The 25,416-nt window shown below is 40.0% G+C and carries 23 protein-coding genes and 2 pseudogenes; 5 read left to right on the top strand and 20 right to left on the bottom strand.

Going from position 1 to position 25,416, the window contains the following annotated elements:
* Positions 1-9: 9 nt before the first annotated feature.
* The 3 genes from LOC50_RS06600 to ggt all read right to left on the bottom strand — a co-directional run bounded on the left by LOC50_RS06600 (position 10) and on the right by ggt (position 5,310).
* Positions 10-1,338: an IS4 family transposase gene (locus tag LOC50_RS06600; protein WP_250653046.1), complete on the bottom strand. Its 1,329-nt coding sequence runs from the start codon at positions 1,336-1,338 to the stop codon at positions 10-12.
* Positions 1,339-1,465: 127 nt separating this feature from the next.
* On the bottom strand, positions 1,466-3,160 hold the full coding sequence (locus LOC50_RS06605; protein ID WP_036982701.1) for an NAD-dependent malic enzyme: 1,695 nt from the start codon (positions 3,158-3,160) through the stop codon (positions 1,466-1,468).
* 371 nt (positions 3,161-3,531) lie between these two features.
* On the bottom strand, positions 3,532-5,310 hold the full coding sequence (gene ggt / locus LOC50_RS06610) for a gamma-glutamyltransferase (protein ID WP_069439457.1): 1,779 nt from the start codon (positions 5,308-5,310) through the stop codon (positions 3,532-3,534).
* Positions 5,311-5,407: 97 nt separating this feature from the next.
* Here ggt and rrtA point away from each other — a divergent pair, with 97 nt between their 5' ends.
* Positions 5,408-6,001, top strand: a complete 594-nt coding sequence (gene rrtA / locus LOC50_RS06615) for a rhombosortase (protein WP_250653848.1) — start codon at positions 5,408-5,410, stop codon at positions 5,999-6,001.
* A 38-nt stretch (positions 6,002-6,039) separates the two neighbouring features.
* Here rrtA and LOC50_RS06620 read toward each other — a convergent pair whose 3' ends face one another.
* The 6 genes from LOC50_RS06620 to LOC50_RS06645 all read right to left on the bottom strand — a co-directional run bounded on the left by LOC50_RS06620 (position 6,040) and on the right by LOC50_RS06645 (position 14,300).
* Positions 6,040-8,541: a S9 family peptidase gene (locus LOC50_RS06620; protein WP_250653849.1), complete on the bottom strand. Its 2,502-nt coding sequence runs from the start codon at positions 8,539-8,541 to the stop codon at positions 6,040-6,042.
* A 105-nt stretch (positions 8,542-8,646) separates the two neighbouring features.
* Positions 8,647-9,816 carry an endonuclease/exonuclease/phosphatase family protein gene (locus LOC50_RS06625; protein WP_250653850.1) on the bottom strand — a complete coding sequence of 390 codons (1,170 nt, stop codon included), beginning with the start codon at positions 9,814-9,816 and terminating at the stop codon, positions 8,647-8,649.
* Positions 9,816-10,745: a YeiH family protein gene (locus LOC50_RS06630; protein WP_250653851.1), complete on the bottom strand. Its 930-nt coding sequence runs from the start codon at positions 10,743-10,745 to the stop codon at positions 9,816-9,818. Before LOC50_RS06630 ends, LOC50_RS06625 begins: the two co-directional genes overlap by 1 nt.
* 187 nt (positions 10,746-10,932) lie before the next feature.
* A complete protein-coding gene (locus LOC50_RS06635) occupies positions 10,933-12,075 on the bottom strand; it encodes a 5-(carboxyamino)imidazole ribonucleotide synthase (protein WP_250653852.1) in 1,143 nt (380 codons plus the stop codon).
* A gap of 2 nt (positions 12,076-12,077) precedes the next feature.
* Positions 12,078-12,560 (bottom strand): 5-(carboxyamino)imidazole ribonucleotide mutase, encoded by a 483-nt coding sequence (gene purE, locus LOC50_RS06640; RefSeq protein WP_036982714.1) that lies wholly within the window; start codon positions 12,558-12,560, stop codon positions 12,078-12,080.
* 153 nt (positions 12,561-12,713) lie between these two features.
* On the bottom strand, positions 12,714-14,300 hold the full coding sequence (locus LOC50_RS06645) for an ABC-F family ATPase (RefSeq protein WP_250653915.1): 1,587 nt from the start codon (positions 14,298-14,300) through the stop codon (positions 12,714-12,716).
* Positions 14,301-14,916: 616 nt separating this feature from the next.
* Here LOC50_RS06645 and LOC50_RS06650 point away from each other — a divergent pair.
* The gene (locus LOC50_RS06650) at positions 14,917-16,125 is read left to right on the top strand and encodes a porin (protein WP_069439450.1); all 1,209 of its coding nucleotides are present in this window, start codon (positions 14,917-14,919) and stop codon (positions 16,123-16,125) included.
* Between the two features lie 96 nt (positions 16,126-16,221).
* Here the strand turns inward: LOC50_RS06650 and LOC50_RS06655 are convergent, their stop codons facing one another.
* A complete protein-coding gene (locus tag LOC50_RS06655) occupies positions 16,222-16,404 on the bottom strand; it encodes a hypothetical protein (protein WP_250653853.1) in 183 nt (60 codons plus the stop codon).
* 111 nt (positions 16,405-16,515) lie between these two features.
* Here LOC50_RS06655 and LOC50_RS06660 point away from each other — a divergent pair, with 111 nt between their 5' ends.
* The gene (locus LOC50_RS06660; protein ID WP_028835232.1) at positions 16,516-17,037 is read left to right on the top strand and encodes a TetR/AcrR family transcriptional regulator; all 522 of its coding nucleotides are present in this window, start codon (positions 16,516-16,518) and stop codon (positions 17,035-17,037) included.
* Positions 17,038-17,362: 325 nt separating this feature from the next.
* Here the strand turns inward: LOC50_RS06660 and LOC50_RS06665 are convergent, their stop codons facing one another.
* From LOC50_RS06665 to LOC50_RS06675, 3 genes are all read right to left on the bottom strand, one after another.
* Positions 17,363-17,521: a hypothetical protein gene (locus tag LOC50_RS06665; RefSeq protein ID WP_250653854.1), complete on the bottom strand. Its 159-nt coding sequence runs from the start codon at positions 17,519-17,521 to the stop codon at positions 17,363-17,365.
* A gap of 395 nt (positions 17,522-17,916) precedes the next feature.
* Positions 17,917-18,270 (bottom strand): alpha/beta hydrolase-fold protein, encoded by a 354-nt coding sequence (locus LOC50_RS06670; RefSeq protein WP_250653855.1) that lies wholly within the window; start codon positions 18,268-18,270, stop codon positions 17,917-17,919.
* A 118-nt stretch (positions 18,271-18,388) separates the two neighbouring features.
* Entirely contained in the window at positions 18,389-18,898 is a 510-nt protein-coding gene (locus tag LOC50_RS06675) for a GNAT family N-acetyltransferase (RefSeq protein ID WP_250653856.1), read from the bottom strand.
* Between the two features lie 99 nt (positions 18,899-18,997).
* On the opposite strand from LOC50_RS06675, the gene LOC50_RS06680 reads away from it, so the two are divergent.
* A complete protein-coding gene (locus LOC50_RS06680) occupies positions 18,998-19,201 on the top strand; it encodes a hypothetical protein (protein WP_036982727.1) in 204 nt (67 codons plus the stop codon).
* A 357-nt stretch (positions 19,202-19,558) separates the two neighbouring features.
* Here the strand turns inward: LOC50_RS06680 and LOC50_RS06685 are convergent.
* Positions 19,559-19,759 (bottom strand): annotated as a pseudogene (locus LOC50_RS06685) (DMT family transporter); the annotation flags it as partial.
* Between the two features lie 167 nt (positions 19,760-19,926).
* Positions 19,927-20,421 carry an endonuclease/exonuclease/phosphatase family protein gene (locus LOC50_RS06690; RefSeq protein WP_250653935.1) on the bottom strand — a complete coding sequence of 165 codons (495 nt, stop codon included), beginning with the start codon at positions 20,419-20,421 and terminating at the stop codon, positions 19,927-19,929.
* Between LOC50_RS06690 and LOC50_RS06695 the strand changes: the two are divergent.
* Positions 20,393-20,497, top strand: a pseudogene (locus tag LOC50_RS06695) (integron integrase); the annotation flags it as partial. The gene LOC50_RS06690 and the pseudogene LOC50_RS06695 overlap by 29 nt on opposite strands.
* 86 nt (positions 20,498-20,583) lie before the next feature.
* Here LOC50_RS06695 and LOC50_RS06700 read toward each other — a convergent pair.
* Genes LOC50_RS06700 through LOC50_RS06720 form a run of 5 tightly spaced genes read right to left on the bottom strand, consistent with a single transcriptional unit; the run spans position 20,584 to position 25,372 of the window.
* On the bottom strand, positions 20,584-21,354 hold the full coding sequence (locus LOC50_RS06700) for an SDR family oxidoreductase (protein ID WP_036982730.1): 771 nt from the start codon (positions 21,352-21,354) through the stop codon (positions 20,584-20,586).
* Positions 21,355-21,363: 9 nt separating this feature from the next.
* Complete coding sequence (mmsB, locus tag LOC50_RS06705; RefSeq protein ID WP_036982733.1) at positions 21,364-22,263, bottom strand: 3-hydroxyisobutyrate dehydrogenase; 900 nt, start codon at positions 22,261-22,263, stop codon at positions 21,364-21,366.
* Positions 22,264-22,267: 4 nt separating this feature from the next.
* Positions 22,268-23,425: an enoyl-CoA hydratase/isomerase family protein gene (locus tag LOC50_RS06710; RefSeq protein ID WP_250653857.1), complete on the bottom strand. Its 1,158-nt coding sequence runs from the start codon at positions 23,423-23,425 to the stop codon at positions 22,268-22,270.
* Positions 23,425-24,204: an enoyl-CoA hydratase gene (locus tag LOC50_RS06715; protein WP_250653858.1), complete on the bottom strand. Its 780-nt coding sequence runs from the start codon at positions 24,202-24,204 to the stop codon at positions 23,425-23,427. The genes LOC50_RS06710 and LOC50_RS06715 overlap by 1 nt, the downstream gene beginning before the upstream one ends.
* 10 nt (positions 24,205-24,214) lie before the next feature.
* Positions 24,215-25,372 (bottom strand): acyl-CoA dehydrogenase family protein, encoded by a 1,158-nt coding sequence (locus LOC50_RS06720; protein WP_010389955.1) that lies wholly within the window; start codon positions 25,370-25,372, stop codon positions 24,215-24,217.
* Between the last annotated feature and the right edge of the window lie 44 nt (positions 25,373-25,416).

The following is a 25,416-nucleotide window of genomic DNA, read 5'->3' on the forward strand; positions in this document are numbered from 1 at the left end:
TAATGCCAGTCAGTTAAGAACTGACTGGCATTTTCTTTTATAGGGGTACTTATTCGGCTTCTTTCTTATCACCCTTGGATAATGCCTATCTGGTAACCTATCGGGTAAAATAAACAATCTAAGTGTTGTTAGTAACTCATCGTAATGAATAGGCAACTTACTTGCACTATGTATTGGCGTAAACATAAAGAAAGCGATAACCTGTCGCATAGATTGGCTAAAGCTTAGCTGTGTAGGCAAAATATCCTCATCTTTAGTTGCATCAAGCATGACGATACGTATTAAATTGTAAGCGAGTAATAACCCCCATAACTCTTGACGTACCATGTCTGGTTTCTTACTACGTAACGTGTGTTTGCTATGATTCAATCCCTGCTTTATTTCTCTAAACGCCAGCTCAATTTCCCAGCGTTGAGTATAAACCTCTGTTAATTCTTCATATGGAAATCGTAAAGGGTCAATGAGAGAGCTGAGAACACGATAGCTTTTTCCATCCACTTTATAGGTGGTTAATCTTGCCATCAAGGTCTCTGGTAATGACTCAAATTTCTTTCTGGCTTGAGGACTTGTGGACAAAATCACTATTTTATCATTGTCATTTATACTATGTTCAACTTGATACTGTAAATCCTTCCTCGCGGGTAACATCCAGTGACTGTTATCTCCTTGGTTTTGCCACTGATGCAACAGTCCTAATGAGTAATAGCCGCGGTCAAACAAGGTAAGAGAATTATCTGGTACGGCTGGTAATAGTCGTTGAGCTAAGCTCATTTCACCTATGCGACGGGAGTCAAAGCTGCTATCTAACAGTAAATGGCTAGATACTTCCATAAGGCTACACATTCGTACTTGTGGGTAGCTTACTTCTCCATGTTGATTACTGTCACTGCCAAATGCTTCTCTGTTATCTTGATTATCATGAGTTCGAAAACTAACGCCATCAACAGCGAGTAAATTAAGTCCGCACCATTGTTCAAAAGACTGGGTGGAAAAGGTTTTGTGTGCAAGTAATTGAAATGTATGTTGGACTGACTCATAGCCTAACCTTTGCCGGCCTTGAACTAGCGCACTTGGCGCTACTAATTTGTTTTTTCCGGGTAAAGAGATGTCGAGTCTATTAGCGATATCCCAAACGGTTTCGTTTCGGAATAAACTCATTCCAATTACAGACCACATAATAGCTTCTAGCGGTAATCGCCTTTTACGCACAGTAGCAACACCTGCATGTTTAAATGCTTGTTCAAGAATATCAGGGTCAAGAACCTGTTTAAGTTTATCTAGTGTATGTACATCATTTAAAAATGAAGACATGTTATCGAAGTGCTGAATGAGAGACATAAAAAAATCCGATATTATTTCTAATATCGGATTTTGAAGCCATGGAAAGATCAGTCAAGTGATCATAAAAATATTCTTAACTGATCTGCATTAGGCAAAAGCCTGTTTTTTTTAATCTCTACTGTAATTAAATGCTGCAACGCTTGTAGTTACGGTATTTTGGTAACCAGTAGTTTTTGTCGATGGCTGCCCACAGCGCATCGTCTGAAATTTCAAGGGCTACGCCCTCTTCAATTGCTTTTTTAGCCACTGCAAACGCAATACGTTTACTAAGCGTTTCAATTTCAGTCAGTGCCGGTAGTAAGCTGCCTTTACCTGTATTAGCTAAAGGTGACGACTCAGCCAACATTTCGCTCGACATTATTAGCATCGCATCGGTAATACGGGTTGCTTTGGCGGCAATAACACCTAAGCCAATACCTGGGAATATGTAACTATTATTACATTGTGGAATTGGGTAAGTCACACCGTTATAAACAACTGGGTCGAATGGGCTGCCAGTTGCAACAATTGCTTTGCCATCGGTCCATTTAATTACATCTTCTGGATACGCTTCAACTTGCTTAGATGGATTACTTAACGGGAAAATAATTGGCGATTCACATTTAGCATGCATAGCGCGAATGACTTGTTCGGTAAATAAGCCAGGTTGGCCTGATACACCAATTAAAATATCTGGTTCAGCACAATGCATTACATCTAATAACGACGCGTATTCACCGCTGTAGATCCAATCAGCTAAGCAGCTAGTTGGTTGTGCAAGCATTTGTTGAAAGTCACGTAAGCCTTGCATACCATCTGTTAATAAGCCAAAACGGTCAACCATAAAGACTTGGCTACGTGCCTGTGCTTCACTAATACCCTCAGCAACCATAGTGCTAACGATTTGTTCAGCAATACCACAGCCTGCAGAGCCTGCGCCTACAAAAACAACTTTTTGAGTTGATAATTTAGCACCTTTAACACGACATGCTGCTAATAAAGAGCCCACAGTGACCGATGCAGTTCCTTGAATATCATCATTAAAACTACAAATTTCGTTGCGGTAACGCTTTAATAATGGCATTGCATTAGGCTGAGCAAAATCTTCAAACTGCAATAACACATTTGGCCAGCGACGTTTTACTGCTTTAATGAATAAGTCTAAAAACTCATCGTATTCATCTTGTGTAATACGTTTATGGCGAGCACCCATGTACATTGGGTCGTTTAATAATTTTTCGTTATTGGTTCCCACATCGAGCATAACCGGTAACGTATAAGCTGGACTAATACCGCCACACGCGGTATACAAAGAAAGTTTACCAATTGGAATGCCCATACCGCCAATACCTTGGTCGCCAAGACCTAAAATACGCTCACCGTCGGTAACAACAATCACTTTTACTTTGCCTTTTGTGGCATTACGTAAAATATCGTCAATGTGAAAGCGATCTTCATACGAAATAAATAAACCACGGGCACTGCGATAAATATCAGAAAACTTTTCACAGGCATCACCCACTGTTGGGGTGTAGATAATAGGCATCATTTCTTCGATATGATCGCGCACTAAACGGTAAAAAAGCGTTTCGTTATTATCTTGAATGGCGCGTAAATAAATGTGCTTATTTAAGTTGTCGTTAAAACTTGAGTATTGTTGGTAACAACGCTCAACTTGCTCTTCTATTGTTTCGTAACGAGGAGGAAGTAAACCAGCAAGATTAAAGTTTTCACGTTCTTTTTGGCTAAAAGCACTTCCTTTATTCAATAGCGGGGTTTCAATTAGGCCTGGGCCAGAATAAGGAATATAAAGATAATTTGGATCGGTATTTGTAGTCATATTTCCAAGCTTTACTGAATCTTAAGTAATGATCTGCCATTATCATTGTTAAAGGCTAAATTGCAATGACATTTAAGCTTGTCAGACCATTGAAAATTTACAAATACAAGCGCTACTTTAGTATAAAGTCACTCATATTTGGTGAATATGTTAGCAGGCTGTTGTGAATTTATAAAAATTAAAAACGGGCATTAGACCAGCGTTTGCTGTGTGCAATGGTTACAACAGTGTCAGTTATTTTTTTAGATTTGCTAATTTTTTACATTAGTTAACATACTATTTTCAATCAAATAATCATTAACTATTAAGCTATTACATAAATAACAGCAGGTAATACATTAGCTGCAAACCTGCTGTTGATTATACATGTTTTAGAATTTAAATGAGGCTTTATTATTACTTAAATCCGATAATGCCATCCCTTCCCTGCGAGGATCGGCGGCGCCATACAAACGGTTATTTTTAACTTCTACCGCATGCAGCCCAGAGTTTAAGTCAATCACGCGCACATCATGGCCGCGCTTTTTAAGCTTTGGTACCACCGCTTCAAGTGCAGTGCCTTTTTCTACGCTGGTGTAGTCGTTGCGATTAGTGGTTCGCGGTAAATTAATGGCTTGTTGCGCGTTTAAATTCCAATCTAAAACGCCAATAACAACTTGCGCTACATAATCAATAATGCGACTACCACCAGGAGAGCCGACCACTAAACGTAAGCTCCCATCTTGATTAAATACCATCACGGGTGACATTGAGCTGCGCGGACGTTTATGGGCTTCTACTCTGTTAGCCACTAACTTGCCATTTTTACGCGGCGAGAGTGAAAAATCAGTCAGCTGATTGTTTAAAATGAAGCCATTAACCATGACCGTCGAACCAAACGCCATTTCTATAGAGCTGGTCATCGAAACAGCATTGCCTTTGCTATCAACAATCGAGACATGTGACGTAGACGGAAGTTCAAAAGAGTCATCATTTGCGTAGCTTAAGTAATCAACTGGATCACCAGGAAATGCTTTTTTATCTTCTTCGCTAATTAACTTTGCGCGGGTAGCGATGTAATCTTTGTTTAATAACTCCTCGGTAGGGACTTGGGTAAAATCAGGATCGCCAAGGTATTTATTTCGATCAGCAAACGCAATGCGCGATGCTTGGCTAAAGTAATGAATAGCCTCTGCGCTATTAGCTTTAATATTGGCCATATCTTTATGTTCAAGCAAGCCTAAAATTTGTAGCACCGCTACACCGCCACTACTAGGTGGTGCCATTGAGCACACTTTGTAAACGCGGTATTTAATACATACAGGGGCGCGCTCTTTGCTGGTGTAGTTAGCAAGATCTTGTACAGATAATTTACCCGGGGCAATTTTTGATTTCTGCACTGCACTTACCATGGCTTTTGCATTATCACCTTTATAAAAAGCATCAATCCCTTGTGAGGCAATGTCTTTGTATAAATTAGCAAGCGGCTGGTTTTTTTTAATACTGCCTACTTTGATCACTTCACCATTGGGGAAAAAATACTCATTGATCACCGGCATACTCATAACACCCGGGTTTAACTGCCTAACGAGTAAGCCATGTAATCGTGGAGATACTTCAAACCCTTGTTCGGCTAGTGCAATAGCTGGCTTAAATAACGTTGCCCATGGCAAATTACCATATTGTTTATGGGCACTGGCAAACGCATGTAAAATACCTGGTACACCCACAGAGCGACCACCTACAACTGCTTCAATCCATTTAACAGCTTTGCCATGTTCATTTAAAAACAGGTTTTCATCGGCATTACTGGGGGCTGTTTCGCGACCATCAAAACTGGTGAGTTTATTGTTAGCTTTGTTGTAATACATCATAAACGTACCACCACCAATGCCTGATGACTGCGGCTCAACTAATGTAAGCACTAATTGGGTGGCAATTGCGGCATCTACGGCGCTTCCGCCTTGGGCTAAAATGGCCTTTCCCGCTTGTGAGGCATAAGGATTTGCAGCCGCAACCATGTATTTATCGCCAGGTACTAATTGCTTTTGTACTACCCCTGTGGCGGCTTCTGGTTCACGGGTTTCAATTTGGCTTGCTTGCTGTGCAAATAAAGGGAAAGACAGTGCACTTAAAGAGAGAGCAAATAAAGAGTTGAGCTTAAAATTCATAATTACTGATTAAACTTAAATTGCATGGAAGATAATTGGCATCTTAAAGTTAAACAGGCACAATATGCAAAAATAAATATAAAAAAATGATCATTAAATGCTTAATTTACCCCTTCAGCCGCGTTATGTTTTACCCCCCTTGTGTTTAATTGTATTAAGTACGCTCTTAGCATGGCTTGGTATGAACAATGAGCTTGAGTTTAATCGCCCATTAATTGAACAAGGCCAACTGTGGCGTTTATTCACCAGCCAATTTGTGCATGCTAACTGGGCACATTTAGGTTTAAATTGTGCCGGTATAGCACTTATTTGGTTGCTTCATGGCGAATACACAACGCCTAAGCATTACAGCTTTAATGTTGCACTCCTTGCGCTTTGGTGTGGCTTGGGGGTTTATTGGTTTTGTCCAACAATCATTATTTATACAGGGCTGAGTGCGCTATTGCATGGCGTGATCGTGTGGGGGGCCATAAAAGATGTCACCGTTGGGTTAAAATCAGGTTATATCTTGTTTATTGGTGTATGGATAAAGCTTATTCTTGAGCAAGTTAATGGTCCAAGCGCAGAAATTGGTCAACTTATTCAATCAACGGTGGCCGTTGATGCGCATTTAATTGGCGCAATTGGTGGGGTTTTATTAGCTGTGCCGCTGGTTGTAAAACACATCAAAAACGATAATAAACACAGTTAAAAAAACGCCACATAAGTGGCGTTTTTATTTTTAGTCGATTAAAGCGTTTCTTTAAACAGTTTATAAATTCGACGGTATTCATCTAACCAGCTCGAAGGCTGAACAAAACCATGCGGTTCTACTGGAAAGATTGCTGTTTCAAAGTTTTCTTTTTCAAGTTCTATTAAACGCTGTACTAAACGCACTGAATCTTGAAAGAACACATTATCATCAACCATAGGCGCATTTATTAATAAATGCTTTTTAAGCCCTTCTGCATAATAAATAGGTGAACTACGCTCATAGGCAATCGGGTCAACATCAGGGTGATTCAAAATGTTAGCCGTATAACCTGTGTTGTAATGAGCCCAATCAGTCACTGGACGAAGCGCTGCACCTGATTGAAACAAGTCTGGCGCGGTAAATAACGCCATGAAAGTCATAAACCCACCATAAGAGCCACCGTAAGTCCCTACCGCTTGGGTATTAACATTGGCATTATCCGCCATCCATTTTACGCCATCGGCTAGATCTTGTGTTTCAGGTGTTCCCATTTGGCGATAAATAGCCGTTCGCCAATCACGACCATAGCCTTTAGATGCGCGGTAATCCATATCCATTACTACATAACCTTCATCTGCTAGTAATGAATGGAACATAAATTCACGGAAGTAGCCAGACCACCCCATGTGTGAATTTTGCAAGTACCCAGCACCGTGGTTAAAAATAACCGCTTTGCGGGTTTTGCCTGTTTCACCCTCTTGGTAATCAGCGGGGTAATAGACTTTGGCGTATATGGGCTGATCTGTATGACTTGATGGCACAGCAACAATTTTAGGCGCTGTGAGTTTTTTAGCTAAAAACGCATCAGATACCGTATTGGTTAAACGAGTCGCAGTTGTGTTTGCTTTAGCCTCTGCCACATAAAGTTCAGTCGGCATAGTGATTTTAGAATGTCTAAGTAATAACTTAGATTGATCAGGGCTTAAGGTGTAATCCGTCATACCGTTTAAGTCGGTTACTTGCTCACTAACACCTGTTTGTGGATTAACGCGGTATATTTCGTAAAGACCCGGATGCTCAATATTCGCTTTATAGTAAATAGCACTATTGTCATCAGTAAGGGTTAAGTCAGACACTTCAAACTGACCTTGTGTTAAAGCTATAGCTTTGCCATTTAAAGGTTTTTTATAAAGCTGACTGTACCCCGACTCTTCCGATAAATAATAAAGCGTGGTTGAGTCATTTAACCAACCAAAGTCGTTAAACGCATACGCAATCCACGCATCGTCATGTAAACGGTGTTGAGATACGAGTTTGTTATTTTCAAAATCAACGGTGGCCAACCAACGATCTTTGTTATCCCATGCTTCAAGCATAATCGCCACTTGGCTGCCATCATCGTTCCAGCTGATAGGCGATTGATCCCATCCCCAGTCTGAAATTACATTAATGCCACGCGGTTGTTTCTTAGACTTATACGTTTTGCCATCGCGGGCATAGTTTTCTTTTTTAATCTCAGCGAGTACATCTTCATCAAAACCAGGCAAGGTATTAAACCCTAAAGTAGTTTGGCTTTGATCTGCAAGGTTAATATAAACAATTTCAGAAGTTTGCTCTTTAGCGTCAGCCACACGACGGCGAACTTTTTTAGGCTCTATAGTCGCATCATCAGTGATGTAGTTAGGCATAATGTCGCCTTCACCACGCCATGAACTTTTTTCTTGAACAACCACAATTAACGCGTCGCCATTTGGAGAAAGCTCGGCTTCATCAACCGTGTTGCCATCGCCTAAATAGTAATGCGTGTTGGCAATTGAGCTATTTTGAGTTTTGACTTGTTCATTTCGCGCATATTTGTCTTGTTTGTTTTTATGCTGCAGTGCAACATAATCAATCAGCTTATGTTGTTCTTTGGCAATATAAGTTGTTGGCTCTTTTACGCCTTGTGGTTTGTCAGCCAGTTTTAAATTAGCAATTTCACGGGTTAAACCTGTGGTTAAATCTACTTTAAAAAAGATATTACCTTGGCGATACGCTAAGTTACCATCGTTTAAAAATTGTGGCTTTGACTCGGTGGCTGAGCTTTGCGTAATTTGCTTAATTACGCCTGACTGTACGTTTTTAATAAATATGTTGCCTTCAAACACATAAGCTTGAAGTGATTTATCGTTAGAAAAAACAGCTTTACTTGAGCCTACGCTGTGAAGCTGATTTAAAGCCACTTGCTCTGCTGTTTGAGCGTTTACAGCTTGAGTGAATAAATCTCTTAGCTCACTACCTTGTTGTTTTCGCGCGTAAATAACAGTACTTGAGTCAGCACTCCAAAATGCACCTTGCGGTTGACGTCCAATCCAATCAGGGTGAGCCATCGCTTGTTCAAGCGTAATTTTTGAGACACCTATGTCTGCAGGTGTGTTAACAACACTTGCAACCTTGGTATTTGTTTGAATAGCTGAGTCATTAGAAGTTGTGGCGGTTGCTGTACAGCCCGCTAACATAACACTTGACGCAACAGCCATTGCAACAAGTGTTTTAGAAGATGAAAATTTAAAAATCATAGTGCTTCTTGACGGTTATTATAATTAACCGTATTTAAGCAGAAGCACCTTTATAATTGCAATTATTTAAGATAAACAACGCTGATATCGGGGTGAGTAACCCGTTTATTCAACCGTTAAATCAAGCCATACCATACGGTGGTCACTTGATGCGTTTCTATCTTTGATTAAACGGTACAATTCGCTTTGTTTTTTCGGCCAAAATACGCCACCATCTTTAATGGTTAGTCCATAATTTGAAGGCAGAACATAATCAACGCGTGCTTGCCAATTAGCAGTGTAATTTTTAGCATAAGCTTGTGGGTATTGCTCTTTAGCGCCCTCACTGGTTGGAATAAAACCGGCATTAATCATCGGGCTTTTAAGTAACTGATCTGTTGTATTTGTGCGCTTTTTATCGCCCTCAGGGGCGGCATTTAGGTCACCTAAAATCACAAAGCGCGATTTTGCTGCAAGCCCGCCCTTTTTACCGTTATCGTCATACAGGTAACTTTCGTTATTAACGTAATCAGCAATTAATCTAATTTCATCATGATTACGAATGCCGTTTCTGTCTTCATCTCCATCAAACACAGGCGGCGTAGGATGCGAGGCTAACATGTGAACTACTTTATCATTTACTTTTACCGGTATATCCCAAAACGATTTAGAGCTTAAACGTAAAGCATTCCATTCTTCTTCGTTATACCAATTTGTATTGTTTTTTGGGTCTACCGGCATTTTCACATTCGGTAAATCTTTGTGCTTAAACGTTTGCAGAGTTCTGATGTTGTCAAAATCAATGGGGTAGCGAGATAAAAACGCCATTGCGTAATGGCCTTCAAAAAAACCAAAGCCCTGTGCATCACCCATTACACCGGTTTTTTTGCCGTTATTGTCCAAGTCAAACTCAGTTGCTAAGCCTGTGTTAACTGGTGCAATGTAAACATAAGGGTAATCGATAGCCGCTTGATCATTTTGCCCTACATTTAAGTAATGGGTTTTAAAGTATTCGATCCCTTGTGATTTAGGGACGTAGTCGAATTCATTTAAAAGCACGACATCTGGACGAACGCGTTGAATTATTTCAGCAATATTTTTAATTTGCTGGTGGTCAGAGCGCAGCGCGTTAACTAAGGCATCGCTTTTTACTTTTTCATTTTTAGCGGTGTAATTGGTTGCATCCATACTGACATTAAACGTTGCGACCCGTAATGACTCTGCGTGAACATAACTTGCTGAAACCAGTAACAATAAAAAGCCACCAATAATTTTAATACCGAGATCATGTCTCATTATATGAATCCATCTATGATTAATAATAAAATAACACAGCTAACCACGATCCAAAGAATCACAGCCATTAAAAACGGTTTAATTCCCGCTTGCTTTAGTACCGATAACGACAAACCACTGCCTATTAAAAACAATGTCATCACTAGTATTTGCTTCGCTGCAATGTTTATCAACTCCCAATAAGATGAAAGCGACGGCACATAGGTATTAATTAATGCGGCTAATAAGAAGCCTACAATAAATAATGGAATACTCGCCTTTTCATCTGAGCGCATAAACACACCCGCAAGCGTAGTATATGGAATAATCCACATAGCACGAGTAAGCTTCACTGTTGTTGCTATGCTCAGTGCCACTGCACCATAAGTAGCCGATGCACCTACCACGCTACTGGTATCATGAATTGCAAGTGCAGCCCATAATCCAAACTGCTCTTGGGTTAGTTCAAAATAATGCCCAATTGCAGGGAATAATAATAACCCTACACCATTAAGTAAAAATACGATAACCAGCGCCACAGCCACTTCATGATCTTTGGCTTTTATAACCGGTGCCATGGCCGCAATAGCGCTACCACCACAAATAGCGGTTCCAAAGGAAATTAACACGCCTGTGTTACGATTAAGTTTAAACACTTGAGTTAAAATTTCGCCAAGCCCAATTATGGCAGTAATACTGACAATTGTTAACACTAAAGAGCTGCGACCAACCTCAATTACCTGATTAAAATCAACAGCAAACCCCAATCCCACAACTGCCAACTTTAGCATCCATTTACTGGCCTTTTGTGATAACTCAGCAAACGGGTTACCCAAGGTAATCGCAAATAACGCCCCCATAACCAAGGCACTACCAGCGCCAATAAATGGAGTGATACACAAGGCCAGTAATATTATAAATACAGGTTTATGAAATTTAGCGATAATCATAACGTTAAGCGCGAATGAGTTTATTAGTCAGTTTATGGACAACGGGGGCAACAAATATAACCGTTGGAAAGGCAATACAAAAGGCACACACAATAATACAAAACTTTGGGTGGATCATTGAAAAGAACCTTTAGAAGGTAAAGCGATAAATTGAAGTTAAGTTCAATTTATCGCTTTGTTTTTTAACTTATAATAGCGATTGGCTGGTAGCTAATACACCGGGGTAATCTTGCTCTGGCAAACACATTGCGAGTTCACCAAGGCGTTCACCTAATTGCTGTAAATTATCAGCAGATACATTAATGTGGCCCATTTTGCGACCAGGTTTTACACTTTTACCGTACCAATGGCTGGTTACATCTGCTGTTTTTAACACATCATTAGGGATTTGTGGTTGGCCTAATACATTTATCATAGCAGTAGGCTGCTTAATTTGCGTACTACCTAAAGGTAGGCCGGCAACAGCGCGCATATGGTTTTCAAATTGCGAGCAATGAGCACCTTGTTGCGTCCAATGGCCTGAGTTATGAACTCGCGGCGCAATTTCATTAACCAATAATGTACCTTGTACATCAAAAAACTCAATGGCCAATACACCTACATAATTAAGCTCATTTGCAATACGCGTAAATGCTGAGGTTGCTTGACTCTCGACTAAACTATTATCTTTACCGGCTAGTGAAAGCGTTAATACGCCATTGGTATGTTGGTTTTCAGTAAGTGGATAGATTGCAACGTTACCCTCTTTGTCGCGCGCGCCAATAATAGAGACTTCACGATCAAAAGGGATCATTTTTTCTGCAATTATGGTGTGCGGAGCGTGCTCAGTGCCTGATGCAATAAAATCAGCCATTTCAGCCCAAATCTGTTCAATTTGATCGTCTGATTTTAAACGCCATTGGCCTTTACCATCGTAACCCGCTTGGCATGTTTTAATGACTAATGGCTTACCAAGTGTTTGAACCGCGAGTTCAAGATGCGCTTTTTCTGTAATTAATTGATATGGCGCGCATGCAACAGCGGTTTTATCGAGAAGCGCTTTTTCAAGCGCACGGTCGCCACCTGTTTTAATGGCTTGTTTGCCCGGATAAAACTTATTGCTATTACAGCACTGTGTAAGTACATCATCTGGAATATGTTCAAACTCGGCCGTAATAGCATCAGCGTTTTCTATCGCTTGTTCGAGCGTTGTTGGGTACACTTCGTTTGTAAGCGGATGCACAATCTTTTTGCTGCCTACATCATAAGCAACCACATTTAAATTAAGCGGTGCACCAGCTAAGCTCATCATTCGTGCTAGCTGCCCTGCCCCTAAAATTAAAATATTCATGATCACTCTGCAGGATTTGGGTTAGCTAAAACAGTCTTAGTTTGTTCTTTACGGAACGCTTCGATTTTTGCGAAGATTTCTGGGTTTTGACATCCTAAAATTTGTGCCGCTAATAAACCTGCGTTTGCAGCACCGGGCTCACCAATAGCAAGAGTACCTACCGCAACACCTTTTGGCATTTGGCAAATAGATAACAGAGAGTCTACACCGTTTAGCGCTTTAGATTTAACAGGTACGCCTAAAACTGGCAGAGATGTAAACGCTGCCGCCATTCCCGGTAAGTGCGCCGCGCCACCTGCGCCAGCAATAATAACTTTAATACCGCGTTCTGCGGCTGAACTTGCGTAATCGGCAAGTAATTGAGGAGTGCGGTGCGCAGAAACCACTTTAGTTTCATACTCAATGCCAAATTTTTCTAGCATAAGGGCGGCGTGTTCCATGGTTGGCCAATCTGATTTAGAACCCATAATAATGCCAACAGTCATAAATACTCCTCAGTAATGTATTTTAAAAATAGCGGACTTATGTCCGGTTTTATGGCGGCTATTATATACTTAAATGCTGCACTAATGCGACCAGCAGACAATAAAAAAGCCATGTTAAACATGGCTTTTTTTAAACAGCGAAACAATCAGCAATTAAGCTTCTTTACTCGCTAAATATTCTGAGTAGTTACCTCTAAAGTCGATAACTTTACCGTCTTTGATTTCCCAAATACGAGTGGCAACTGATGATACAAACTGACGGTCGTGTGACACAAATATCAAGGTACCTTCATACGCTTCAAGCGCTAAGTTAAGTGCTTCAATTGACTCCATATCCATGTGGTTGGTTGGCTCATCCATAAGTAAAATATTTGGCTTATGCATCATAATTTTACCAAATAACATACGACCTTGCTCACCACCAGATATTACTTTTACTGATTTTTTTATATCGTTTTGTGAAAACAACATACGACCTAAGAAGCTACGCACTACTTGCTCATCGTCGCCCTCTTGTTGCCATTGCTCCATCCACTCAAACAAATTCATGTCTTTTTCAAACTCATCGGCATGATCTTGTGCATAGTAGCCAATGTTTGCATTTTCAGACCATTTAAACTCACCGCTTTTAGGCGCTAAACGTCCTGCTAAAGTGTTTAATAATGTTGTTTTACCCACACCATTTTCACCAATAATAGCAATGCGCTCACCTACTTCAACTAGGCCTTCTAATCCTGAGAATAAAGTTTCTTCAAAGCCTTGCGATAAGCTAGTCATTTCTAGTGCGTTACGGAATAACTGCTTTTCTTGTTCAAAACGAATAAATGGCGACTGACGTGACGACGCTTTTACTTCGTCTAATTGAATTTTATCAATTCGTTTTGCACGTGAAGTGGCTTGCTTTGCCTTTGACGCGTTGGCAGAAAAGCGCGATACAAATTGTTGAAGCTCTGCTATTTGGCTTTTCTTTTTCGCGTTTTCACTTAATAAACGTTCGCGTGCTTGAGTAGCTGCAAACATGTATTCATCGTAGTTACCCGGGTAAATACGTAGTTCACCGTAGTCAATATCGGCCATATGCGTACATACCGAATTTAAAAAGTGACGGTCATGCGAGATGATGATCATGGTACAATCACGTTGATTCAATACATCTTCAAGCCACTTAATTGTATAAATGTCCAAGTTATTGGTAGGCTCATCGAGCAGCATGATATCAGGGTCTGAAAACAAAACTTGAGCTAGAAGCACACGAAGTTTAAAACCTGGTGCAATTTCTGACATAGGTCCGTAGTGCTGCTCTGTAGCAATACCCACACCTAATAGTAACTCACCCGCTTTAGATTCAGCCGAGTAACCGTCCATTTCAGCAAATTCAGTTTCAAGATCGGCTACTTTCATGCCGTCTTCTTCACTCATTTCAGGTAGGCTATATATCCGGTCACGTTCTTGTTTAATATCCCACAATTCTTTATGACCCATAATCACGGTATCAATAACAGAATATTCTTCGTAGGCGAATTGATCTTGATTTAGTTTAGCAACGCGCTCATTTGGATCAGTACTTACGTTACCCGAAGATGGTTCTAATTCACCACTAAGGATTTTCATAAAGGTCGACTTACCACAACCATTAGCACCAATTAAACCATAACGGTTTGATTCGCCAAATTTAGCTGAGATATTTTCAAATAACGGTTTAGCACCAAATTGCATGGTGATGTTAGCTGTACTAATAATAGCGCTACCCTCCAAGGGAGACTGAAGTATTTAAATTGCGCGCAGTTTAAACCAAATCACCGTTTTTTTCTATGAAAGTTTATAGCACCAAACTCAAAGTAAACGGTGGCTGTTTATTAACTATAAAAGCAATTAAATAGCCAAAGTACTGGGCGAGAAAATGTGCTAAAAAGGTGAGTAAAACTCATTATTGTACTGTTGATACAGTAAAAAAATGTTTAATAAAAAACAACTAGCATCAAACCCTTTATAAATTATTTAATCGCGTTTACAGGCGACTTGGTCGCATTTCACTTTTATTAACAATTAATACGGCTATATTAACTTTTTTTATAGTATTAGAGTTTTAGCTCTACCCATGCCGATAGGCGCAACTATGAAAAAAATTCAACAATCCCTCTCCTGCATTTAAGCCTAATATCTTATTCCAAAATTAAATGGCAGTTTATACGGCTACAAAATAAAAACAGCATTAACTTAAAATGAACAAGATGCGTGTTTTTGCTAATTGTCATTGATAATTTTTCACTTTTGAGCCTTTTATTGCTTTGCTAGTCTGCACGACTTCGAATTTAGTAATTATAAAAACGTCTTTAATTTAGGCAAGGCACACACAATGAAAAGAAAATTAGTATCGCTAGCAATTGCGGGTATTTTAGCTGCTCCAACTGTTTCAGCAGTAGAAGTGTTTAAGGATGAAAAAAATACAGTCGCAGTAGGCGGATATATTGATGCGCGAGTGATAAATACTCAAGGTCAAAACGAAATCGTCAATGGTGCCTCACGAATTAATTTTGATTTTAAACGCCAACTAAAAAACGGCTGGGAAGCAATGGCTTTAGTTGAATGGGGTGTCAACCCTGTTGGCAGTAGCGATATTGTATACAACAACCGTTTTGAATCTATTCAAGATGAGTTTTTATATAATCGTTTAGGTTATGCAGGACTTAAACACGATAAATACGGCCAAATTACGATTGGTAAACAATGGGGTGCGTGGTTTGATGTTGTGTATGCAACAAACTACAGCTATGTATGGGATGGTAACGCTGCCGGTGTTTACACTTACAACAAAGACGATGGTGCAGTAAATGGTACTGGTCGTGGTGATAAAACACTGCAATACCGTAATAGCTACAACGACTTTGACTTTAGTGTTCAAACTCAGTTAAAAAACAGCGCTTTTTATACTTGTGATGTAAGCAATATTACAGAATCACAATGCCAAGCAAATTTTGAGTCTGGAGATGCTGCTGCACAACAAGTTGAATTTAACTATACGTTTGGCGGTGCAGTAACCTATAACGTGACTGATAAGCTAAAACTGACCGCGGGTATTAACCGCGGCGAGTTTGAATTAACGTATGGCGACGGAACAACCCGCTCTGTTGACGATTCAATTTATGGTGCAGGTGTTATTTGGGGCAATATTGATGCGCCAGGCTTGTATGTAGCCGCTAATATCAACAAAAACGAAAACCACGATACAGATAACATAGGTCGTTTAATTAAAGATGCGATTGGTATTGAAACATTTGTGTCGTATCGCTTTGATAACGATTTTAGACCATTTATTGCCTATAACTTATTTGATGCAGGTGATGACTACGTAATTCAACCAAACTTTAATGCCGATCCTAATGATGTATTTAAGCGTCAATTTGCTGTTATTGGTGTGCATTACTTAATTGACCAAAACACCAAACTTTATGTAGAAGCACGTAAAGACTTTGGTGATTTTGAAAGTAATAATAAACAGCAGCAAGCGCTAATGGAGCAATCTGAAGATGACGGTATTGCTTTTGGTTTTAGATACGTTCTTTAATATCAGTTGAGCTTTCAAGCTTAAAATCACAAAGGTAAACTTAAAGCCCTGCAAAATAGCAGGGCTTTTTTTCGATTTGTTTAGTTGAAGCTTGAGCTATTTTTTCTTAAATGCTTTTTTTAACGCACGCGTCCCCTCTGTTGGCCCTAGAATAAGCCATAAAAAAACAACCCCTCCTGGGACTAAAACTGCTTTTAATATTGGCCCTAGCAAATAAGAATAAAAATAAATTAGTGGAATAAAAAGTATATAACCAATAACACGTTTGATAAACTTCATGTAACATCCTTATAAAAATGAGCGTGCTCACAATATTAATTGAGCGAGCTCAATTAATCAAATAATGACTTAGCTCTTTTATTAAACAAACAAGTAAAGCATTGAAATATAATGAGTAAAAAAGAAAAGACACGCGATAAAATTTTAGCTTCAGCATGGGAATTATTTTTGCTGCAAGGTTACGATCACACATCAACAAGAGAAATAGCGGTTGCAGCCAATGTTGCTGTAGGTACAGTGTTTAGTCATTTTGAAAATAAAATTGATTTATTGATGGCCGGTATGCAACAACAAATAGCCGTTATTATTAACCAAGCAAAGCAGTTAGATACGCAGCACTCCCCTCGCTTAAAGTTACGTCACTACGCTCATCCGCTTTATTCTTTTTATTGTGAAAATAGTGAATTTAGTAAGCTATTAATTAGCGACATCATTTGGAGAACGTCTTTTTTTAAAGCGCAGATGGATGAATTTAAACAACTGCTTTTTAGTGAACAACCGAAGTTTGATGAAACAAAAGCAAGCGTAATGATGGACTGTTATTTTATGACCTTAATAGATGGGTTAAACGACCCCTTACCTAATGCTGAAAATATGCTTAGACAGTTAAGTAATAAAATAGCGCTTTTGTAATTAAGTCCTAAAGGTATAGACCGGTGCTGATATAAATAAAGCACCGTCCACCTTTTTTGTTATTTAAATTCTTTATTTAACGACTCAGATAGCCAAACTCAATAAGCGTTATAAACCCACCACTCCACTTATGAGTAAATTGATAATTTATATTACCTCATTGCTAAGATTACATTTAAACATTACTAGTATGATGTGTTCTTTTTTGTACCACCTTGCATCCACCAGCTATTTACACCATAAAATAAGGTAATTTATAGCAAAACGGCTTAGCTGTACATATATACAGCTAAGCCGTTTTACTAGTGCAAGTTTAACAATATTCTTAATTAATAAATTCATCATAGCCCGTTAAAGCCCCCTTAATACTCAATGCTGGATTATCATTATGCTTTGCATCAGGGTTTACTTTACTCCCCCACCCTAACCAGTTACTAGCATGGCTTACTAAACTTTGCTCTAAGTTATCATACGCCTCAAGCATTAATTTATGTTCAGCCCCGCCAACAGTAAAATATAATAAGGTGGGTTCTATAGTAGCTTTGTGTTTTAGCTTGTAAAAAGGTATTAAAATGATTTACTACGGTCATATCGTCGTACCAAGGCGCAGGACTAAATGCAAAGTAACCATTAAATAGCATTGGTTTGGTGTGCAGCGTATATAAAGTAAAACTGCCCCCCTGCCGAAAATCCCGTTAATATACGGTTTTCAGTTAACCTGTATTTAGCCTTTAAATAAGTAATACCAATTCGCTTAATTAAGTGGTCTATTTTGAGGCTGAAAAAACGAGTTGATAGCTAGGCAAAAAATCGCTATTTAGTTGTTCTAAATGAGAGTTTTTTAACACAGGTAGCGACACGTTTAGCCCCGCAAAATGATTAAGTATTATTGCGGATTGGTATAAGTAGCTCTTGCTCTATAAAAGCAAAAAACAAATCAGCTTTACCAAAAATTTCTGGCGAAGTTTCATGTTTAGACCGAGGATTTGTATTAACGTCTTTCCTTGCATAAGGTGGTACTAAATCACGATTTCGCGTATCGATAAAAAACTGATTAGGTATAGCAACTAAAATAGCCTCATTTAATATGCTTTCAGTATTTAATGCTTTTAGTGCCTTATCCCAATTAGCTAAATTAAAATAACCATCTGTTTTTATAATAAGTGGATACGCTTTATTTTTGTCAAAATCATCGGGTAACCTTATAAATACCTTACAAGACTCATTAAGCACTTTCTAATCTAGGGTTACATCAACAAAGTCTGAAACATTATTTTGATAATAACTAAACCCAGTTATTACAAACCCAAATACACTAACAATACATTTAAAATAATCGCTTTTTTAATTCTCATGTGCCATCCATTTTAGTTAATTGCTTATGCCATACACCGTTATTAAGTTGCTGGTTAAATACAAAGCCAAGTTTAGTGAGTAAGTTATAACAGCGAACATTTTTGCCATGAATTTCTGCATATAAGTGCTCAATGTTTAAAGAGCTATGCACTTCACTGACAAAGCCTATAAGTACTTCTTGCATTAAGCCTTGCTGCCAATAGAGTGGATCCAGTTCAAAACCAATATAAGCACTTTTAGTTTGTTTACATATTTTATATAAGCCACATGTACCCAGTAATTTGCCACTCATATTATGTTCAATTGCAAGCCGAACACCTTCACCTTGGTAATAACTCGATATATCATCTTGAATTAACTGCTTAATATGCTGTTTATTTAGCGGGGTTTTATAATCGTTAAACTCATAAACGAGTGGATTATTTAAAATTGTTAATAGCGCTGCGCCGTGTTTGTGGGTAATTAAACGTAAGGTAACGCGGGGTAATTTTATAGTTTTAAACATGCCTACGCCAAATAAAGTAAACGCGCTTTAAATAGCACTTTATAGAGCGTCATTATTAACTTACCATACCGTATTCACAAGCATTAATTGAGATAAACTATGAGTGACAATTTTAAAGTAATACAACCAACTACTACTGTTTACTGCCCAAAACGTGGTGAAGGTTGGACCCTTACCGGCATTACTAATATTAACGAGTTTACGTCGGTTATGTTTGATGGCGTGCGTTACACTTTGCCAGCACGTGAAATTGTAGAGCAGTTATTACCTAATCAATTAGCGCGTGAACAACAAGATAAGTAAGGTACTTGTAATAGAAAAAAGGCTGCAGTTATTTGTAGCCTTAAAGATTTTCATTATTAACGTTTTAAAACATAAATACCGAGTGGGGAATCTAGACGAAGGTTATGCTCATCAACATGTAACACTTCCCATTTTCTAACTACTTTTCCCGAAATTACATGTAATATTTTGCCTTCCCTCGTGTAAGGGTAATATCTATTCCGATGTTTTTTCATTATTTGAAGAATACCTGAATTATCAATTTTTATTGTATCTATATCTGATGCAATAATTTCAATTAACTTCCATTTAAACTGAATATCATTCTCTTTCGAATAAAGTAAAGGTGAATAGATCAGCGTAATTAAAATAGCGAGACATTCCAAGCCCTGACCAAATTGCATATGCCATTCCAACAGGAATTGATTTGAGAGTGAGTGAAAGCAGATAAAACGCTGCACCATAACCAGCAACAAGTAACGAAGGAGCTAATTTAGTAAAACCCTCACTAGACTTCAAACTAGATGTTGCAATTACCTCATAAATGATAGCCGCGGTTAAAAATATCCAGTTCTTCATAGCTTTCTCCGGTTTTTATATCTCGCGCAAGAATATACTAATATTCAAGAAATAAGCAGTCTTGTTCTTTCAAAAAAACTGTGAGCACATGAAGCATCTAACGCCCGGCTCACGCGCCGGTTTGGAGCCGCGAAGCGACGGAAAATCGGTCGCTGTGCAGCCGATTGTTAATTGTTGATGCTCAGCGTCAACGGCACGTGATCACTGATTGAAATCCACTCATCGTGCTGACCGATCTTCAAATCACATTCTTCTGGAAAGTCTGAAGAGGTAAAAACGTAATCAATGTGGTACGCCTTCTCGCGGTTCCGCTGCAAGAAGAATGTTGGCCTGGACTCATTGCCCTGCTCTTCCTCAAAGGCACGATGATACGCGCTCTTGAAACCCATCTCGCCGAGTTCAGCTACTACGTCTGAGTGATTCCACCATCGGTCCGGCTTATCCCACCGCACATTGCTATTAAAATCGCCGAGAATGATTGTCTTTGGCTGACTCAGATCTTCATGATGAATTTGAAGGTATTTCCAGAATTGCCCCATGTAGCCAAATGCTTCGTCATTCCGCCCCTTCGTCCAGACTGCCAGCACAGTGACATCTCTGTTGATAGTGAAAGGGAGAAAAAGCCTAAGATCGCCCCAAACACAGTTAGGCCACAGTGACATACGTACTACACAGATTTATACGCATGTTTTACAACAAGGTACTAACGGGGTTGTTAGCCCTTTTTCAAAGTTATAATCAAGGTTATAAACCTCCCCTATTGAAAACAAAAAAGCACAACTCGCTTGAGCTGTGCTTCCAATAAATAAATGAGAGCTGACAAATTACAAACGAATACCACCGTCTATTTCTACCACGCGGCCAGTAAAAAAGTCGTTTTCGATAATATACTGAGCAGTATGGGCTATTTCAGCGGTTTCACCTAAGCGCCCTACAGGGGTTACTGCTAGCATGCGCTGTTTGGCTTCTGGCTTCATTGCATCGGTCATGGCGGTGCTAATAACACCTGGGGCAATGGCACCAACGCGGATACCAAAACGGCCAAGTTCTTTAGCCCATGTAGTGGTTAGTGCCACAACACCCGCTTTTGAGGCAGCATAGTTAGTTTGGCCAATATTACCCGCACGCGCTACGCTCGACATATTTACAATTACGCCGCCTTTGCCTGATTCAATCATGTGGCTAGCCGCTTCGCGCCCGGCTAAAAATACACCTGTTAGGTTAACGTCAATCACTGATTGAAATTGATCAAGCGACATTTTTTTAACCACTTTGCCATCTTTGGCTTTTATAAACATGCCATCGCGTAAAATGCCGGCGTTATTAATTAATACCCCAATGTGACCAAAGTCACTGTTAATGGTATTAAAAACGTCTTCAACTTCGCTCTCAACGGTTACATTAGCGCTGTAGCCTTTTATAGTACCCGTTACGCCTTGTAATGCAGATAGCTGCTCGGTTGCTTCATTTAACTGTGCTTGTGCCATATCAATTAAGGCAATATTAGCGCCCATTAAGGCAAACCTTTGCGCCATTGCAAAACCTAAGCCTTGTGCGCCACCGGTAATCACTACGGTATTATTTTTTATTTCCACGATACTTTCCTACTTCGAAAACAATTTAAAAATGGCACTAAAATCATCACTGCCCGCACCTTGGTGCTGCATCATAGTGTATAAATTTTTAGCCATTGAACCCATTGGCGTTAGTGAATTACTCTGCTGCGCTGCTTCCATAGCAAGGCCTAAGTCTTTAGCCATTAAATCAACCATAAAGCCAGGTTTATAATTATTACTTGCAGGAGCGGTATCCATAACACCTGGACAGGGGTTATAAAGTTCTAACGTCCAGTTTCGACCCGAGCTTGCGCTCATTATATCGCTGAGTACTTTTGCGTCGAGGCCGTTATTAATACCCATTTGAATGGCTTCACTGGTGCCTGCCATTAAAATACTCAACAGCATATTGTTACATATTTTGGCAACTTGCCCTGCACCAATATCACCAGCATGGAATATGTTTTTACCCATATCGACTAATACAGAATTCGCTTTATCAAATGCAGCTTGCTCACCACCAACAATAAACGTAAGCGTTCCTGCTGTTGCACCTGCTACACCACCCGAAACCGGTGCATCAACAAACGCAATACCTTGTTCGCCAAGTGCATGGCCTACATCACGGGCTGATTGTGCATCTATAGTTGAACAATCAATCACTAAGGTACTTTTACTCAGTACTTTAATTAAACCCGATTGCTCGTCTGTGCCTAAATAAAGTGATTTAACATGTTTGCTTGCCGGTAGCATGCTAATTAGCACATCAACGTTGGTTGCACAGGTTTGTGCATCTTTTGCTGCATTGGCACCTTTTTCAACTAGCTCGTTCACTGCATTAGCACTTAGGTCGAACACGCTCACCGTATGGCCAGCTTTAATTAAATTAGCCGCCATTGGGCCGCCCATGTTACCTAAACCAATAAATCCTATATTGAGTTTACTCATCGCTTTACCCTTGTAAATTAAGTTGAGAAAAGTACGGCTCTAGCGGATGTTGCTCGCCAAAGCGATTTGCAAAAAAGCTCTCTACCACTTCTTTTGGTACATCAGCTAACGTTTTAAACTGCCAGTGTGGCGCACCGTCTTTATCGATTAGTAAGGCACGTACACCTTCTTGAAACTCGCCCACTTCACCGGCACGAACCGACATCGCAAGCTCCATTTTAAAACACTCTGCCAACGTTTTACCTTTGCTGTGTTTGAGCTGCTCACTCACTAAGGCACAACTTAATGGACAACCATGCGCCAACGATTTTTGTGCGCTTTGTAGCCATTTGTCATCAGTGGTTAGGTTTAAAATGTAATCTACCTGCTGCTCTAATGTGTCAAACTCACCAAGCTTTTGAATCAAGCTTAAGTTTGCTTTTAAATTACCTTTGGGCATACGGCTAGAGTTGTTATCTAACTCAATTAGCAAGTTACTTAGCTTGTCGTGGTTTAAGCTTGCTGTTTTACCCCATTTTGTATTGAGTAATGCTTCAACAAGCTCTGGGTACTTATCGGCATTTACAAAGTGGTCGGCAAGCGATACAAGCTTAGCGTCTTCACAATTTATAGATGCCGAGGTCAGCCCTAAAAACAAACCAACATGGGCAGGCATTTTATGTAAAAAATAACTGCCGCCTACATCAGGGTAAAGCCCAATAGTTTGCTCTGGCATGGCAATGCGTGATGTTTCGGTAACCACACGATGACTGGCACCGGCCATTAAACCTAAACCGCCGCCCATTACAATCCCGTTACCCCAGACTAAAATGGGTTTGTTGTAACAATGAATAAGGTAATCGAGCTGATACTCTTGAGTAAAAAACTCTTCAACCAGTGAGCTCGGTTTACCTTCACTCATTGCTTTGTGTAAGCTCACTACATCGCCACCGGCGCAAAATGCTTTTTCACCTGCGCCTTTAAGAACCACTAATGCAATGTTATCGTCTTTGTCCCATTGCTGTAGTTGCGGCTCGAGTAAGCTGATCATTTCAAAATTTAACGCGTTTAATGACTTAGGCGCGTTAAGCGTAGCAAAACCAATGAGTCGGCCATTGTCTGTGGTTGCCGTTTCAAATACCACGGCAGCATCAGCTGAATTTAAACGGGTTAATTCACTCATTAGCCATTCACCCAATTAGCTTTGCGCTTTTCTAAAAAGGCGTTCACGCCCTCTTGCTGATCTTCGGTATCAAATAAACCAACAAACAGTTCACGTTCCAGTGGCAACGCATTTGCCATAGGTTGATGACGCCCTTTTTGAATCAATGTTTTACACGCAGCAACCGACGATGGGCTTTGATCTGCCACTTGGTTTGCCAGTTTTAGCGCTGCTGCAAAACTTTCACCTTGTGCAACCACTTCTTCCACTAAGCCAATTTGTAGGGCTTTATCGGCTTTTAAGCGCTCACCGCATAAAATCATGCGTTTTGCCCAGCCCTCGCCAACAAGCCATGCTAAGTTTTGCGTTCCACCAGCACAGGGTAATAAACCCACTTTTGCTTCAGGCAATGCCATTTGTGCTTGCTCTTCTGCAATACGAATGTCGCAAGCAAGTGCTACTTCAAGGCCGCCACCCATTGCATAACCATTAATGGCTGCAACCGACACGCCTCTAAAATTAGTTAACGCTTCAAACGCTTCACCAAATACACATGACATATCTGCAGCGACACCTTTATCGCCACTGGCAAATACATTGAGGTCGGCACCGGCGCTAAAAAACTTCTCGCCTTCACCAGTCAGTACTAATGCATAAATATTTTTATTGGTGTTGAGCTGATTAACTGTGTCTTTAAGCGCCACTAAGGTGTCTTTCGTCCAGGTATTCGCTGGCGGATTCGACATAGTTAAAATAGCTACATGGCCTTCAATAGTTAATTCAATGCTAGGGTTTGACATACTAATCTCCTTATAAAACTTCGCTGGCTGATTCGGCTAAAATACGACGCGCAATAATCACACGCATAATTTCGTTAGTGCCCTCAAGAATTTGATGAACACGTACATCTCTAACATGGCGCTCAAGCGGGTATTCTTTTATGTATCCGTAGCCACCATGAATTTGCAGCGCATCGTTACACACAGTAAAACCAACATCGGTTGCAAAGCGTTTAGCCATAGCACAGTAAGTGGTTTTTTCACTGTCGTTAGTATCAAGTTTAAACGCCGCTAGTCTTACCATTTGGCGGGCTGCTACAAGCTCGGTATTCATATCGGCAATTTTAAATTGTAGTGCTTGAAATGCAGCCAATGGCTTGCCAAATTGAGTTCGCTCTTTTAAATACTCACGTGCGGTATTAAGTGCCGCTTGTGCTGTACCAATAGAGCAAGTAGCAATATTAATACGGCCGCCATCTAAGCCTTGCATGGCAAATTTAAAGCCTTCACCTTCTTGGCCTAATAAGTTTGCGGCTGGAATACGCACATCTTCAAAACTAATTAAGCGTGTTGGCTGTGCATTCCAGCCCATTTTTTCTTCTGCTTTGCCGTACTCAATGCCTTTGGCATCTGCTGGTACAACAAACGCTGAAATGCCGCTTGGGCCATCTGCCCCTGTACGCGCCATGACCACTAATATTTCTGTTTCACCGGCACCTGAAATAAACATTTTTGAGCCGTTAATAACATACTCATCGCCATCGCGAACTGCTTTAGTTTTTAATGACGCAGCATCAGAGCCAGAACCTGGCTCAGTTAAACAGTACGATGCCAGTAATTCACCCATTACCAATTGCTCAACGTATTTGTCTTTTACTGCATCGGTGCCAAAGCTTGCGATCATCCAGGTTGCCATATTATGAATGGTCAGCATAGCCGTAGTAGCTGTACAACCCAGTGCAAGTTGCTCAAAAATAATGCTTGAATCTAAACGAGATAAACCTAAACCACCGGCTTCTTCTGGGGTGTATAAACCACAAAAACCAAGCTCACCAGCGGCTTTAATTGTGTCTTTTGGGAAAATATGTTCGCGATCCCACTTGGCAGCGTGTGGTGCTAGTTCAGATTCTGCGAATTGACGCGCCGTTTGCGCAAAAGCTTGTTGATCTTCAGATAAGTTAAAGTCCATGGTAGACCTCTTGTTGTGTTTTGTTTGTTGTCGGTGCATCCCAT

Source organism: Pseudoalteromonas sp. SCSIO 43095, assembly GCF_023650455.1.
In the GTDB taxonomy this organism is placed as follows: Bacteria; Pseudomonadota; Gammaproteobacteria; order Enterobacterales; family Alteromonadaceae; genus Pseudoalteromonas; species Pseudoalteromonas tetraodonis.

Coding starts and splice junctions, on each gene's coding strand:
- LOC50_RS06600 (WP_250653046.1), bottom strand. CDS start 1,338: ATGTCTCTCATTCAGCACTTCGATAACATGTCTTCATTTTTAAATGAT.
- LOC50_RS06605 (WP_036982701.1), bottom strand. CDS start 3,160: ATGACTACAAATACCGATCCAAATTATCTTTATATTCCTTATTCTGGC.
- ggt (WP_069439457.1), bottom strand. CDS start 5,310: ATGAATTTTAAGCTCAACTCTTTATTTGCTCTCTCTTTAAGTGCACTG.
- rrtA (WP_250653848.1), top strand. CDS start 5,408: ATGCTTAATTTACCCCTTCAGCCGCGTTATGTTTTACCCCCCTTGTGT.
- LOC50_RS06620 (WP_250653849.1), bottom strand. CDS start 8,541: ATGATTTTTAAATTTTCATCTTCTAAAACACTTGTTGCAATGGCTGTT.
- LOC50_RS06625 (WP_250653850.1), bottom strand. CDS start 9,816: ATGAGACATGATCTCGGTATTAAAATTATTGGTGGCTTTTTATTGTTA.
- LOC50_RS06630 (WP_250653851.1), bottom strand. CDS start 10,745: ATGATTATCGCTAAATTTCATAAACCTGTATTTATAATATTACTGGCC.
- LOC50_RS06635 (WP_250653852.1), bottom strand. CDS start 12,075: ATGAATATTTTAATTTTAGGGGCAGGGCAGCTAGCACGAATGATGAGC.
- purE (WP_036982714.1), bottom strand. CDS start 12,560: ATGACTGTTGGCATTATTATGGGTTCTAAATCAGATTGGCCAACCATG.
- LOC50_RS06650 (WP_069439450.1), top strand. CDS start 14,917: ATGAAAAGAAAATTAGTATCGCTAGCAATTGCGGGTATTTTAGCTGCT.
- LOC50_RS06655 (WP_250653853.1), bottom strand. CDS start 16,404: ATGAAGTTTATCAAACGTGTTATTGGTTATATACTTTTTATTCCACTA.
- LOC50_RS06660 (WP_028835232.1), top strand. CDS start 16,516: ATGAGTAAAAAAGAAAAGACACGCGATAAAATTTTAGCTTCAGCATGG.
- LOC50_RS06665 (WP_250653854.1), bottom strand. CDS start 17,521: ATGCTTGAGGCGTATGATAACTTAGAGCAAAGTTTAGTAAGCCATGCT.
- LOC50_RS06675 (WP_250653856.1), bottom strand. CDS start 18,898: ATGTTTAAAACTATAAAATTACCCCGCGTTACCTTACGTTTAATTACC.
- LOC50_RS06680 (WP_036982727.1), top strand. CDS start 18,998: ATGAGTGACAATTTTAAAGTAATACAACCAACTACTACTGTTTACTGC.
- LOC50_RS06690 (WP_250653935.1), bottom strand. CDS start 20,421: ATGTCACTGTGGCCTAACTGTGTTTGGGGCGATCTTAGGCTTTTTCTC.
- mmsB (WP_036982733.1), bottom strand. CDS start 22,263: ATGAGTAAACTCAATATAGGATTTATTGGTTTAGGTAACATGGGCGGC.
- LOC50_RS06710 (WP_250653857.1), bottom strand. CDS start 23,425: ATGAGTGAATTAACCCGTTTAAATTCAGCTGATGCTGCCGTGGTATTT.
- LOC50_RS06715 (WP_250653858.1), bottom strand. CDS start 24,204: ATGTCAAACCCTAGCATTGAATTAACTATTGAAGGCCATGTAGCTATT.
- LOC50_RS06720 (WP_010389955.1), bottom strand. CDS start 25,372: ATGGACTTTAACTTATCTGAAGATCAACAAGCTTTTGCGCAAACGGCG.